This is a genomic window from Tessaracoccus sp. MC1627 (assembly GCF_014164725.1).
GTDB lineage: Bacteria > Actinomycetota > Actinomycetes > Propionibacteriales > Propionibacteriaceae > Arachnia.
On sequence record NZ_JACJGA010000002.1, the window covers coordinates 409138 to 422853 of the forward strand.

A 13716-nucleotide genomic window follows, 5' to 3' on the forward strand; every position below is an offset into this window, starting at 1 on the left:
GGTTGAGCCGGGCCGCAAGGAACGCGAGCGACGCGCGCCCGCGTCGAAACCACCCAGGGCTTCGGGCAATCTCACCCGAGTGCGATGTCCAAAGCTTTCCAGTCGATCCCAGCCGGTGCGAGCGCCAGAATGGAGGCAAGCAGCCCCTGCCGCGACACTCGCACGGCCTGGTCCTCCGCGTTGACCAGGATGTCGGTGAAGAACCGGTCAGCCGCGGTCACTACGTCGCCCATGCGGTCCAGCAGCGCGGGGATTGACGCGTCCGCTGTGCCGGCCACGACCGCTTCCACAGCCGTCCTCAACTCCACCTCGGCCGGTTCGGTCAGAAGCGCGGCGTCGTAGGACGCGGCTGTCTCCGCAGGCAGGATCCGCGACACCCGCACCAGCGTGGCCACCAGGGCCCGGAGGCGGGGGTCCGCCTGGGCGGCGTCCAGCTCGCGGAGGAGCCGTGCGGCACGCCCGGGCGCGTCGGCCGCGGGCAGGATGGCCGCGACCAGATCGGCCGAGGTGCCCTCGTCGCGCAGCAGCTGCGCGAAGCGCCCGACGGTGAACTCCAGCGCCGCGTCGACGGCATCCTCGGCCACCTCGATGCCCTGCTCAGCCAACCGCTCGACGGCGGCCTCCAGCCCGGCCCGCACCGTCAGCGTCTCCAGCGGCGTGCCAACCGACTCGCGCAGGATCCGCACCACGCCCAGTGCGGCCCGGCGCAGCCCGAACGGGTCCGACGAGCCCGTCGGCTTGGCCCCGAGCGCGAACATCGCGGCCAGCAGGTCGAAGCGGTCCGCCAGCGCCAGCAGCGCGCCCGGGGTAGAGGCGGGCACCGGGTCCGCGGAGGTGTGCGGCTGCTCCATCTCGTAGAGCGCATCCGCCACGGCCTGGGTCTCGCCCTTGCGGACGGCGTACTCGCGGGCGATGAAGCCTGCCAGCGAGCTCATCTCCACCACCATCTGAGTGGCCAGGTCGAACTTGGCCAGCTTCCCGGCGCGGGTGAGCGTCGTGCGGGCCTCGCCGGCCAGGCCGACGCGGTCCGCGAGCTTCTCGGCCACGTCCGCGATCCGACGGGCACGGGTGCCCACGGAGCCGAGCCGCTCCTCGAAGGTCAGCTTGTCCAGGCCCGGCACGAAGCCGTCCACATCCGCTGCTTCCAGGTCCGCGTTCCAGAAGAACAGCGCGTCCTCGTAGCGCGCCCGGATGACCGACTCGTTGCCGGCCCGGACCACGTCGTCGTCGCACAGCCCGTTGGCCATGGTGACGAAGTGCGGGGCGAGCGCGCCGTCGCGGAAGACCGGAAGGTAGCGCTGGTGCTTGCGCATCACGGCAGTGAGGATCCGCTCCGGCAGCTCCAGGTAGCGCTCGTCGAAGTGGCCCAGCACGCCGCGGGGGTCCTCGACCAGGTTGGTGATCTCGTCGATCACAGAAGCCTCGGCCTCCACGTCCACGGTGCCGCCGACACCGGCCGCCAGGGCGACGGCCTGCTCAACGACGGAGGCCCGCCTCTCGGCGGTGGACAGGGTGATTGCGCCTGAGGCGATGGTCGGCAGCAGCTCCGAGGCGGAGGCCACCTCCACCCAGCCGACGCGTGCGCCGTCAGAGCGGGTGCCTGTCTCCTCGCCGGAGACAGCGCGCTGCAGGTAGGTGGTCCTCCCGGCGGTCAGCCCGGAGACCGTGGCGGGCACGACCGCATCGCCCCACAGCGCCACCATCCAGCGGATGGCCCGGGAGAACGACAGCGAGGCATCGCTCCAGCGCATGTTCTTCTCGGCGCGCAGGCCGGAGACGATGTCTGTCAGCGCCTCGCCCGCGACATCCAGCACGTGCCTCCCCGCGACAGTCACAGACACCGCGGCGTGTTCCTGGCCGCCGATCTCGGCGCGCACCACCTGCGAAGCCTCGACGCCCTGGCCCCGCATGAAGCCCTGCAGCGCCTTGGTCGGGTTCCCGTCGGCGTCGAACGCAGCGGCCCATTTCGGCCCCTTGCGCAGCTGCTCGGCGTCCGGCTCCTGCGCCCCCACGGCCTCCACCACCGCGACGATGCGGCGCGGCGTGCCCTCGACGGTGATCGCGCCGTGCGCGAGCCGGGTGGCCGCCAGCTTCGCGGTGAGCGCCTCACGCACCGCGTCCACGGTCTGCGGGACGACGTGCGGGGGCAGTTCCTCCACGCCGATCTCGAACGCCAACGTCTGAGGCTCCGTGCCGAGTGCCGCACGGTCCACCTCGGGCGCCGGCGCCGACTCGTCGACAGCGGCCTCGCGCATCAGCGGGAAGCCCAGCTCCTCGCGGCGCTCGATCCACAGGGCCGCGGTGTCGCGCATGAGGCGGCGCATCGTCGCGAAGGCCTTGGCGCGCTCGGTCGTGGAGATGGCGCCGCGCGCGTCCAGCACGTTGAAGGCGTGGCTGGACTTGAGGATGTAGCCGTGGGCGGGCACGGGGAGCCGGGCCTCGACCATCCGGGTGGCCTCGCCCACGTAGGTCTCGTACAGGCGACGGTTGGCCTCGACGTCCGCGTCGTCGAGGTAGTAGCGGCTCATCTCGTATTCCTGCTGGCCGAAGGCCTCGCCGTAGGTGACGGGGCGGCCGTCGGAGGCGATGGAGTAGACGATGTCCTTGAAGTGCGTGACCCCCTGCTGCGCCATCAGGATCCGCTCCACGCCGTAGGTGAGCTCCACGGGGATCGGGTCCAGGTTCTGCCCGCCCACCTGCTGGAAGTAGGTGAACTGAGTGATCTCCATGCCGTCCAGCCACACCTCCCAGCCGAGGCCCCAGGCGCCGATGGCCGGCTGCTGCCAGTTGTCCTCGACGAAGCGCACGTCGTGCTTGGACAGGTCGATACCGAGCGCCTCCAGCGAGCCCAGGTACAGCTCCTGGGGATTGCCGGGCTCGGGCTTGAGGATCACCTGGAACTGGGTGTGCATCTGCAGCCGGTTGGGGTTCTGCCCGTAGCGGGAGTCGTCCGGGCGCACCGACGGCTCCACGTAGGCCACATCCCACGGCTCGGGGCCGAGGACACGCAGCACGGTGGCCGGGTTCATCGTCCCCGCCCCCACCTCGGAGTTGAACGGCTGCCACGTGAGGCAGCCCTTCGAGGTCCAGTAGTCGGACAGGCGGCGCAGGGCGTCTTGCATGGTCAGCACCCCTGCAGGTTACCGAGTTCTTCGGCTGACCGCCCACCCGACTATGGGATGCTGGGGCCGGTCCCACGGAGGTGCACGTCACATGAAGATCCTGATCCCAGATACCTACACCGGTCCCCTCCCGCGCATCGACGGCGCCGAGGTGGTCGTCGTGCCGGGGGACCGGCCGGTCCCCGAGGAGCATGTCGATGCCGAGGTCCTTGTGGTGTGGGGTCAGAGCGACGACGTCCTGCCCGACGCCGCGCGGCGGATGACCTCCCTCCTGCTGGTGCAGGGGCTCGCCGCGGGGCCCGACAACGTGCGGGCGGCGGGCTTCCCGCCCGGGGTGATCCTGTCCAGCGGGGTGGGGCTGCACGACGGCCCCGTCGCCGAGCATGCGCTGGCACTGACCCTGGCGCTGGTGCGGATGCTGCCGATGGCGATGCGCAACCAGCACGACCACCTGTGGGACGGCGAGTTGGGCGGTGCCATGCTCGAGCGGGCGCACGACGGGCGGATCATCTCCCTCGACGGCGCCAAGGTGACCATCTGGGGCTTCGGGTCCATCGCCGCCAGGCTCGCGCCGCTGCTGCGGGCGCTCGGCGCGTGGGTGACGGGAATCGCGCGCTCGACCGGACCCAGGCACGGATTCGACGTGTTCGACGAGGACGCGCTCCCGGAGGTGCTGGCCGACACCGACGTCCTCATCATGATCCTGCCCCGGCATGAGACGACGCACGCGGCACTCAACGCCCGGCGCCTGGCCCAGTTGAAGCCCTCGGCGCTGGTGGTCAACGTAGGCCGCGGGGCCACCGTCGACGAGGCTGCTCTGCTCGACGCGGTCCGGTCCGGGAAGGTGGCCGCGGCCGCGCTGGACGTGACAGCGATCGAGCCGCTGCCCGCCGAGTCGCCGCTGTGGGACGAAGCAGACGTGCTCATCACGCCGCACGTGGCCAGCGGCCGCCCACAGGAGGCGCACCGGCTGATCGAACTCAACGTGGCCGCGCTGTGGGGCGACGGCGAACTGCGCAACGTGCTGAACCGATGAGACCCATGACCCGCTGGTCCGCTTTGATCCAGCGCCCCTGAAGGCGTCAGGATTGGCCCATGCCTGAAGCCCGCGTCGATCTCACGAAGTTCGCCTGGTTGTCGATCGCCGCGGCGCTCGTCACCATCGCGCTCAAGACCGCCGCGTGGCTGATCACCGGATCGGTGGGCCTGCTCTCCGACGCCGCGGAGTCCGTCGTCAACCTCGTGGCGGCGGTGGTCGCGCTGTTCGCGTTGAGGGTCGCGGCGAGGCCCGCGGACAAGAACCACCACTTCGGGCACTCCAAGGCCGAGTACTTCTCCTCGGCCATCGAGGGCGTGATGATCTTCGTGGCGGCGGTGGTCATCGTCGGGTTCGCCATCGAACGCCTGATCGTCCCGCGACCGCTGGAGGAGATCGGGCTGGGCCTGATCATCACCGTGGGCGCCTCACTGATCAACGGCGCCGTCGCCGTCGTCCTGCTCAGCGCGGGCGCCCGGCACAACTCGATCACGCTGCGCGCCGACGGTCACCACCTCATGACCGATGTGATCACCTCCGCCGGCGTCGTCGTCGGCATCGGCCTCGTGTGGCTCACGGGCTGGAACTGGCTGGACCCGCTCGTCGCACTCCTGGTGGGCGTCAACATCCTGTGGACCGGATGGCGCCTGGTCTCCGAATCGGCCTCCGGGTTGATGGATGAGGCCTTGCCGAAGGAGACCAACGCACGCCTCCGGGAGATCCTCGCCGCCCACGAGGAGGAGACGGTGAAGTTTCACGCCTTCCGCACCCGCATCTCAGGGGCGCGTGCGTTCATGGAGTTCCACATGCTGGTGCCCGGTGCGTGGTCCGTGCAGCAGGGGCATGACGCGATGGAAGACCTCGTGGACCTGATCCAGGCGGAGTTCACCGAGCTACGGGTGATCGGCCACCTGGAACCGATCGAGGATCCGCGCAGCTACGAAGACATCCACATCGACTGAGCCCCCCGTCGGGTCCGTCAGGGGGCGTCGGCGAGGCGGTGGACGTGCTCGTGGATGATCCTCCACACCGTCTCGTCGCGCATCGGGCGGAAGTGGCCGGGCACGTCGAGATCGACGTTGACGGCGCCCACGAGGCGCGAGCCCTCGGGGATCACCTGGTCCCAGGCAGGCGCCAGAGACACGATGTGCGCGTTGACCGACGCCTCGTCGGCCAGCCCCCGCAGGACCGGATTCCCGGGAGAGAACAGCCCCAGCGGGGAGCGGGCCACCAGCCCGTGCAGCCGCCTCCCGATCGAGGAGCCGCCGAACGGCGTGGCAACGGCCACCAGACCCAGGGCCACCCCGTCGTCGCCCTGACGCAGCAGGACCGCCTTCCCGATGAGGCCGCCCTTCGAATGGGCAACCAGCACGCAGCGGCGGATCCCCCGCTGGCGCAGCACCGCCAGGCACCGCTCGGCCGAGGCGTCGAGGTTGTGCAGGTTCCAGCCGAGGGTCTCCACGAACTCGACGGGGTGGCCGTGCCGGCCGAGCCACCGGGCCAGGGGCGCCAGGTAGCTCCACGGCTCCAGGATGCCGGGCAGCAGCACGACAGGAATGTCGCGGCAGGGGGAGTGGGGCGCACCGCCGGACTGGTGGCTCCAGCGGCTGACGCGTCGCCACAGCGCGGCGGCCATGTCCCCGCCGGCGATGCCCCAGTCGATGGCGGCCCCCCGTGCCCGACGTGCGGCCGCCCGGACCCGGATCACGTCAGCCCTGCGATGTCGAGGCAGGCCGACACCACCCGCTGCGGATGCGTCACCATCACCTGGTGGGAGGCGCCAGGCACAATGTCGACGGTGACGCGCACCCCGCCCGCGAGGTCGCGGAGGATCCCCAACCAGGGCCCCGGCGCCAGCCGGTCATGCTCGCCCGCGATGATCGCCAGGTCGTTGCGGACCTCGGCGATCCGCTCCTCCAACGGGTAGGCCAGCATCGCGGGAAAGGTGTCGATGAACCAGCGCGGGCCGCAGCTGAGCCAGGCCCGCACGGAGGGCCAGGCCGACGCAGGGGTCTCCTTGGCCGCGGCCTGCAGGAACCGCCGCACCACAGTCGGGGCCCGGCGCTCGGCGCCGTTGACCACCGGGCCGATCAGGACCGCGGCCGTGGCGATCGAGGGTCTGCGGCGCAGCGCCTCCACCACCACCTGCACCCCCATCGAGTGCCCCACCAGGACGGCGTCCGCCAGGCCCAGGCGCTCGATGGTCTCGTTCAGCACCAGCGCGAAGCTGGCGATTCGAAGGGTTCGCTCCGGGGTCGCGGCGCGCCCGAAGCCCGGCAGATCCACCGTGACGACGCGGGCATGCGGCCGAAGGTGGCGGGCCAGCTCGCGGAAGTACAGCGACGACACCCCCAGCCCGTGCACCAGCACGAACGCCTTCTCAAGCGGCTGCGCGTCCGGACGGGAGTCCAGGACCACGACGGTGAGGTCGCGGATCTGGAGGCTGCTCGGGGTGAAGCCCTCGTCATCGGTCACATCAGCGATCGTGCCACAGTGCCGTACCGGTCAGCGGACGTGCTTGGCCGCCGTGGTGAGAATCAGGGCCATGGAGACCGCGCCGGGGTCGATGACGCCGACGGAGCGCTCGGCAACCAGTGCCGCACGGCCCTTCTTCGCCACCATCTCCTTCGTGGCGTCCCGGCCTGCCTCGGCGGCCCTCGCGGCCAGGGTCAGGGCCTCGCGCAGGTCTCCACCCAGGGCGGCCACGTCATCGAACGCATCCGCGGCGGGGGCCAGCGCGTCCACCATCGTCTTGTCGCCCACCTTGGCGCGGCCACGCACCACGACCCCGTCGAGGCCGGCGCGCATCGCGCGGGCAACGCCCACGGTGGTGACCTGCTGGGGCCACGCGGCGCCCGCCCGGAGGAAGAACGTGCCGAACAGGGGCCCCGAGGCGCCGCCGACGGTGCTGACCAGGGTCATGCCCACCAGCCGGAGCGCCTCCGCGGCGGTGGGCGCCTCGTCGAAGTTGATCGTCAGCGCGGACTCGGTGCCGCGCCTCATGTTCGTTCCGTGGTCCCCGTCCCCGAGGATCCGGTCCAGCTCATCGAGCTCGTCGCTGCGCGCCACGAACTCGCGGGCGCAATCGCGGAGCCACTCGGACACCGCGCCCACCGCTCCAGGCATGACTCACTCCTTCATCCGACAATCGCCGGGTCACTCTCAAGGCTAATACGCCGGGGCCAGCGGCAGGCTCAACGGAGGCCGCGGAGGAAGTCCTCGTCGTCATCCGGGGCGCTGGGGCCACGGTCCAGGGGCCGCTTCTTCGTGACGGGACGTCCGAGCAGCAGCCAGGCCACGGGGCCGACGACAGGGAGCCCGACGACGGCGAACGCCCACAGCCAGCGCGGCATGGCGCGCACGCGGTAGCCCCGCGCCTGCGCCACTTCGACGACGCAGTACACGGTCAGCATCACGATCGCAATGATCAAGAGGACCCGGGTCACCACGCCATCCTACCTGGCGTCGCGGGGTGGCTAGGGTGGCGCAATGGAGCAGTGGATCGACGCCGTGCGACACCTCCTCGACGACGGCGAGGGCCTGTGGCTCGCGGACGGGGCAGGCACGGCGCCGGCCGGTCACGCGGTGGTCGGCACCTCCGGCTCCACCGGGCAGGCCAAACACGTGCTGCTGTCCCGCGAGGCGCTCGCGGCGGCGGCCGATGCGGCCCACGGGCGGCTGGGATTCCGCGCCACCTGGCACCTCACGCTGTCGCCCCGATACGTGGCGGGCCTCATGGTGCTGGTGCGCGGCCTGAGGGGAGACGGGGTCCGGGCCGCGGACCCGACGCTCGCGGGCCTGGCGCCCGTGGCGGGCCGCAACGCGGTGTCGATCGTGGCCACGCAGCTCTACCGCGCACTTGAGGCGCCCGCCCTCGCGGCGACGCTGGCGCGGTTCGATGCTGTGCTGGTGGGGGGCTCCGCGCTGAGCCCCCAGCTGCGCGCCCGGGCCGAGGCGGTGGGGATCCGGGTGATCGAGACCTACGGAATGAGCGAGACCTGCGGAGGCGTGGTGTGGGACGGGGTGCCGCTGCCCGGCGTCGGCGTGCGGCTCGGACCCGAGGGTCGCGTGTCGGTGGCGGGGCCAACCGTGTTCAGCGGCTACCTCGGCGAACCCGGGCTCACCTCAGAGGCGTTGCGCGACGGCGCGGTCCTCACCCGCGACCGTGGCCGCTGGGTGGATGGTCGCCTCCACATCGACGGCAGGATCGACGACGTGGTCATCAGCGGCGGCGTCAACGTGGACCTCGCCCAGGTCCGTGCCGCGGCCCGCGGCCTGGACGCGGACACCGAGGTGCTGGCCGTCCCCGACCACGAATGGGGGGTGCGGCTGGTGCTCTTCGCCCGTCACGGAGGCCTGGACCAGTGGCGCGAACGGCTCCGCCCTGCACTCCCGGCCGCCGCCCTCCCGCGGCAGCTCGTGCTCGTCGACGCCCTGCCGCGGACCGCCGGTGGCAAGCCGGACCGCGAAAAGCTCCTAGAGTTGCTCCGGTCATGAACGAGACTCTCTCCGTCTGGGTGGCCGGCGCCCGCCCGCGCACCCTGCCCGCCGCCCTCGCCCCCATCCTCGCCGGGGCCGCCAGCGCGCTGGCGCTCGGCCACCAGGACTGGGGCCTCGCCGCCCTCTGCCTCCTGGTCGCTCTGGCGCTGCAGGTGGGCGTCAACTACGCCAACGACTACTCCGACGGGGTGCGCGGCACGGACGACGACCGCGTCGGGCCGATACGGCTGGTGGCCTCGGGCCTCGCGTCGGCCCGGGCGGTGAAGCTGGCCGCGTTCGCGGCCTTCGCGGTGGCCGGGATCACCGGCCTCACCGTCGTGGCGCTCACCGGCCACTGGTGGCTGCTGGCCGTCGGGGCACTGTCCATCCTGGCCGCCTGGTACTACACCGGCGGGGACACCCCCTACGGCTACCTGGGCCTGGGCGAGGTGATGGTGTTCGTGTTCTTCGGGCTGGTGGCCACCCTCGGCACCTGCTACGTCATAGGTGGCTCCGCACCGCTGCACGCCTGGCTGGCGGCCACCGCCGTCGGATCGCTGGCCAGCGCCATCCTGGTGGCCAACAACCTCCGCGACATCGCCACCGACACGCTGTCAGGCAAGATGACGCTTCCGGTGCGGCTGGGGGACCGGGGCAGCCGGATCTTCTTCACGGTGCTGGCCGCGGTGGCGGTGGCCGCGACACTCGGGTTCGCCGCCCTCACCACGTGGTGGGCCCTCCTCGGGTTGATGGGCGTCCTGCTCCTCATCGCCCCCCTTCGCCTCGTCCTCGGCGGCGCCGTCGGGCGTGACCTCATCCCCGTCATCGCCTCCACGGGCATGGCCGAGATCGGCATCGCGGCAGGCCTGCTGGTGGGAACCTCCCTGGTATGAGGCTCCACGTCTACGACGTCGCGCTGCGGGTGCCGTTCCGCGGGTTGAGCCGGCGCAGCGGGATCCTGTTCCGGGGCCCGGCCGGGTGGGCCGAATGGAGTCCCTTCCCCGAGTATGGCGATGAGGAGGCCGCCGCCTGGCTGAGGGCGGCGCTGGAGGCGGCCGAGCTCGGTCACCCGGGCGCGGTGCGAGACAGCATCGAGGTCAACGGGATCGTGCCCGCCCTGGCCCCGGGGGAAGCAGCGGCCCGCGCGGTGGCCTCCGGGTGCCGCAGCATCAAGATCAAGGTCGCCGAGCGGGGCCAGGGGCTCGACGACGACGTGGCGCGGGTCGCGGCCGTGCGCTCGGCCCTCCCTGAGGCCAGGATCCGGGTGGACGCCAACGGCGGCTGGAGCCTCATCCAGGCCCGTGACGCGCTGCGCGAACTGGCCGTCCACTGCCTCGAATACGCCGAGCAGCCGTGCACCACGGTCGAGGAGCTGGCCAGGCTGCGCGCCATGAACCTGGGCGTGCCCATCGCCGCAGACGAGTCGATCCGGCGCGCGTCGGACCCGCTGCGGGTGCGCGACGCGGGGGCGGCCGACATCGCCGTGCTCAAGGTGCAGCCGCTCGGCGGGGTGCGCGCCTGCCTGCGCCTCGCCGAGGAGATCGGGCTCCCGGTGGTGGTCTCCAGCGCGGTGGAGACCTCCGTCGGCCTGCGGGCCGGGGTGGCGTTGGCCGCCGCCCTGCCCGAGCTGCCCTACGCCTGTGGCCTGGAGACGGGTCGGCTGCTCGACGGCGACGTGGTGGGCAGGCCCCTGCTCCCGAAAGCGGGAACGATCCGGGTGCGCGACGTCGAGCCTGAGCCCGAGCTACTGGAGCGGCACGCCGCCGGCCCCGAGCTCACCCGCGTCTGGTTGGATCGGTGGCAGCGGGTCCGCCGCGTGGTGGAGGAGGGGCGATGAGCAGCATCGAGCTCGGCGCGGTGGTCATCGACGCGCTCCTCGGCATGGGCGTCACGGACGTGGTGCTGGCACCAGGGTCCCGCAGCGCCGCCCTCGCCCTCGCGGCCGACCGGGCGGACAGGGCCGGGGCGCTGCGGCTGCACGTGCGCATCGACGAGCGCGTGGCCGGCTTCACGGCGCTGGGGTTGGCGAAGGAGTCCGGCCAGGCGGTCGCGGTGATCACCACGTCGGGAACCGCTGTGGCCAACCTGGCCCCGGCCGCGATGGAGGCCCGCGCCTCAGGCGTGCCCCTGGTGCTGATCACCGCGGACCGCCCCGCGCACCTCGTCGGCACCGGGGCCAACCAGACCGCAGACCAGGTGGGCGCCTTCGGGCCCTCCGCGCTGGGCGTGGTGCGGCTGTCGTCGGAGTCCGGCGACGCCGACGCGTGGGCGGCGGGCGTGCACCGCGCCGTCGTGCTGGCCGAGGGGCGACGGTCGCGGCAGCCGGGTCCGGTGCAGCTCAACGTCGAGTTCGCGACCCCGCTGCTCGGGGAGTTGCCGCCGCTGAGCAGCCGGGGGCTGGAGGTGTCGCGGTCGGGCGGCCACACCTCCGTCGAGCTGGACGGGCGCCGCACCGTGGTGCTGGTGGGAGACGCGACGCCCGCCGTCGGGGTGGAGGCGCGGGCCCTCGCCGAGGTCTCCGGCGCTCCGCTGCTGGCCGAGCCGTCGTCGAACGCCCGGAGCGGCCCCAACGCCATCGCGGGCTACCGCGACCTGCTGGCCGGCGTCGGGGCGGACATCGAGCGGGTGATCGTCGTGGGGCATCCCACGCTGTCGCGGCCGGTGACGGCGCTGCTGTCGCGGGCGGACGTGGAGCTGGTCGTGGTGGCCTCTTCGGCCTCCTGGATCGACCCCGGCCACCGCGCGGACGTCGTCGCGGACCGGGTGCTGCTCGGGGATCAGGATCCCGCCTGGCTTGCGCGCTGGCGGCCCGCTGACGCCGAGCCTGGGCTGCCGGAGGGCCTCACGCAGCGCCACGTGGCCGACGCGGTGCTGGCCTCGCTGGGCGCCGGTGACGACCTGGTCCTCGGCTCCAGCTCGATCATCCGGGCGGCGGACCTGTCCCCGATCTCCCCGGCACCACCGCGGGTGTTCGCCAACCGGGGGCTGGCGGGGATCGACGGCACGGTGGCCACCGCCACGGGCATCGCGCTCGCTGGGCGGCGCCCCACCACCGTGCTGCTGGGCGACCTCACGCTCCAACACGACCTCGGCGCCCTCGTCCGCCCCGCCCAGGAGCCGGCGGCGCGGCTGCGGATCGTGGTGGCCGACGACGGCGGTGGGTCGATCTTCCACGGGCTCGAGCAGGGCGCGCCGGCCTACGCGGACAGCTTCGAGCGGGTCTTCGGCACCCCCCAGGGAGTGGACCTGGCGGCGGTGGGCAGCGCGCTGGGTTGGCGCTCGCGGATGGTGCGGACCCAGGGGGAGCTCGCCGAGGCGCTCGCCGGTGACGCCGAGCTGATCGTGGCCGGGCTAAGCCGGGGCTGAGCCCACCCCGGGCGCGGCGTCGAGCGCCGTCAACCACTCCCGGACCGCGAGGGTGGCCCGGACGTCGTCCTCGTTGTACTGCAGCACCCGCTCGCGGGCGGAGGCCCGCGCCTCGGCGGTGGGTCCGCTGACCGCCTCCCGGAACCAGCTCTGTGAGGCCAGGCCGCCCGGCTCCTCGTCGCGCCACGCGAACTTCGCGCCCCGCGTGGCCACCACCTTGAGCCCCAGGCCGTCCACGCCGACGAAGTTGTCCCGCACATAGCTGAACAGGTCCACGAAATGCGTGCGGATCAGCCGGCACGCCTCCTTCAGCGCCGGGCTGCCGCTACGCTCCGCCAGGCGGTGCAGGTGAACGGTCTCGTAGTCGCTGTAGTGGAACACGCGAAGCCGAGGGTGCCTCGCCACCATCGCCAGCAGCCACTCGGCGAGCTCCTCGGCGAGCTCGAACTCCGCACGCCCGGCCAGCGCCTCGAACCGGCTGAACTGCACGTAGCGCGACTCGCCGGCCCCGTCCACGCCGGTGACCAGTGCCCCCCACAGGTAGACGCTGCCGTCATCTGCGGTCTCGATGTCCAGGTCCACCTCGACGGCGGCCCGGGGGACCCCGATGGGCTCGACGCTCACCCGCTCCAGCTCCACACCGTTGGCCAGCATCCGCGCCCGCCGCGCCGCCTGGCGGAGCCGCTGCTCCGGGCGGTCGCGGTGCTGGGTGAGGGGCAGGTAGCGGGGCAGGAGCTCCTCGACGTCCGCCTCGGCCAGCTGAGCCACCGTGGTGATGCCGAGGCTCATCAGCGTCTGCAGCTCGCGGACGTCCAGGGGGGCCTTCGAGATGCGCAGCGAGAGGTCGTCGTCGTCGATCCGGGTGCGGCAGACCGACCACCACGAGCACCACTCGCACTCCTTGACCCGGATGGGCCGCACCACCGGCGGCGGGTCGTCCACCCCTGTCCGTTCGGAGGCCTGCTCCGCCACGTAGACGCGGAACTGGTGCTCGTGGTCGTAGCGTTCCAGCGCCGAGCGGAGCTTGTGCCCGGCCGAGCGTGAGTAGGTGCGGATGAACTTGGCTGTGAGATCCACCCAGGTGGCGGTGGGCTCCGCCCCGGCGGCCCTGTCGTCGCCGACGACAGCCGCGAGCGCCTCGGACGAGGCGAAGCCGCAGGATTCGAGGAGCCGCCAGTGGTGCGCCAGCTCGAGCAGCGCGCCCTCCCGGTAGACGCGGTAGCGCTGGTCCGGCAGCACCTCGAGGCCGTGGATGTCTCCGAGCGGCGACCACCGGAGTGCCGTGGCGCCCACCTGCTTCTCGCGGACCCGGTACGGCTTCACCTTCAGCGGCCAGTAGCCGGGCGCGCCCGAAGGCGTGTCCGCGCCCCGGATGAGGGCGTCCGGGCGCCCGCTGCGGTGCCCGTCCAGATCCAGCGGCAGTACGCCCCCGACGATGACCGGTGCTCCAGCGCCCATGGCGTGCAGGCAGGCGGCCTCACGCTCCGTCCACGTGGCGCCCTGTGCGTGGAGGGACCGGAGGTCCACGGCCCCCTCGCTGTCCTCGACGAGGCGGTTCAGTACCTCGTCGCGGAAGTCCGAGCCACCTTGGAAGGACTCCCGCAGTGACTCGTCGTTGGGCTTCTCAGGCTGCTCCGCCGTGGGATCGAAGGTGTGGAAGGTCTTCACCGGGCAGCTGCGCGCCGCGTAGGCGTCAAGGACGAAGCCACTCAC

Annotated in this window: 12 protein-coding genes; 6 read left to right on the forward strand and 6 right to left on the reverse strand. The window is 72.5% G+C overall.

Annotated features, from left to right (window positions below; all coding sequences use genetic code 11):
* Positions 1-71: 71 nt before the first annotated feature.
* The gene (locus H5399_RS07030; RefSeq protein ID WP_220490903.1) at positions 72-3122 is read right to left on the reverse strand and encodes a glycine--tRNA ligase; all 3051 of its coding nucleotides are present in this window, start codon (positions 3120-3122) and stop codon (positions 72-74) included.
* A gap of 91 nt (positions 3123-3213) precedes the next feature.
* Between H5399_RS07030 and H5399_RS07035 the strand changes: the two genes are divergently transcribed.
* A complete protein-coding gene (locus H5399_RS07035; RefSeq protein WP_182782302.1) occupies positions 3214-4158 on the forward strand; it encodes an NAD(P)-dependent oxidoreductase in 945 nt (314 codons plus the stop codon).
* Positions 4159-4217: 59 nt separating this feature from the next.
* On the forward strand, positions 4218-5120 hold the full coding sequence (locus tag H5399_RS07040) for a cation diffusion facilitator family transporter (protein WP_182782303.1): 903 nt from the start codon (positions 4218-4220) through the stop codon (positions 5118-5120).
* Between the two features lie 17 nt (positions 5121-5137).
* Here H5399_RS07040 and H5399_RS07045 read toward each other — a convergent pair whose 3' ends face one another.
* From H5399_RS07045 to H5399_RS07060, 4 genes are all read right to left on the reverse strand, one after another.
* Positions 5138-5866 carry a triacylglycerol lipase gene (locus H5399_RS07045; RefSeq protein WP_182782304.1) on the reverse strand — a complete coding sequence of 243 codons (729 nt, stop codon included), beginning with the start codon at positions 5864-5866 and terminating at the stop codon, positions 5138-5140.
* Positions 5863-6633, reverse strand: a complete 771-nt coding sequence (locus H5399_RS07050) for an alpha/beta fold hydrolase (RefSeq protein ID WP_182782305.1) — start codon at positions 6631-6633, stop codon at positions 5863-5865. Before H5399_RS07050 ends, H5399_RS07045 begins: the two co-directional genes overlap by 4 nt.
* 30 nt (positions 6634-6663) lie before the next feature.
* Complete coding sequence (gene dhaL / locus H5399_RS07055; protein WP_182782306.1) at positions 6664-7284, reverse strand: dihydroxyacetone kinase subunit DhaL; 621 nt, start codon at positions 7282-7284, stop codon at positions 6664-6666.
* A 68-nt stretch (positions 7285-7352) separates the two neighbouring features.
* A complete protein-coding gene (locus H5399_RS07060) occupies positions 7353-7604 on the reverse strand; it encodes a PLDc N-terminal domain-containing protein (RefSeq protein ID WP_182782307.1) in 252 nt (83 codons plus the stop codon).
* A gap of 43 nt (positions 7605-7647) precedes the next feature.
* Between H5399_RS07060 and H5399_RS07065 the strand changes: the two genes are divergently transcribed.
* The 4 genes from H5399_RS07065 to menD are packed head-to-tail and all read left to right on the forward strand — an operon-like array spanning position 7648 to position 12003.
* Entirely contained in the window at positions 7648-8655 is a 1008-nt protein-coding gene (locus tag H5399_RS07065) for an AMP-binding protein (protein ID WP_182782308.1), read from the forward strand.
* Complete coding sequence (locus tag H5399_RS07070) at positions 8652-9530, forward strand: 1,4-dihydroxy-2-naphthoate polyprenyltransferase (protein WP_182782309.1); 879 nt, start codon at positions 8652-8654, stop codon at positions 9528-9530. The genes H5399_RS07065 and H5399_RS07070 overlap by 4 nt, the downstream gene beginning before the upstream one ends.
* A complete protein-coding gene (locus H5399_RS07075) occupies positions 9527-10474 on the forward strand; it encodes an o-succinylbenzoate synthase (protein WP_182782310.1) in 948 nt (315 codons plus the stop codon). Before H5399_RS07070 ends, H5399_RS07075 begins: the two co-directional genes overlap by 4 nt.
* Positions 10471-12003 (forward strand): 2-succinyl-5-enolpyruvyl-6-hydroxy-3-cyclohexene-1-carboxylic-acid synthase, encoded by a 1533-nt coding sequence (gene menD, locus H5399_RS07080; protein ID WP_182782311.1) that lies wholly within the window; start codon positions 10471-10473, stop codon positions 12001-12003. The genes H5399_RS07075 and menD overlap by 4 nt, the downstream gene beginning before the upstream one ends.
* On the opposite strand, the gene H5399_RS07085 is transcribed toward menD, so the two are convergent.
* A complete protein-coding gene (locus H5399_RS07085) occupies positions 11989-13716 on the reverse strand; it encodes a TM0106 family RecB-like putative nuclease (RefSeq protein WP_370585704.1) in 1728 nt (575 codons plus the stop codon). The genes menD and H5399_RS07085 overlap by 15 nt on opposite strands.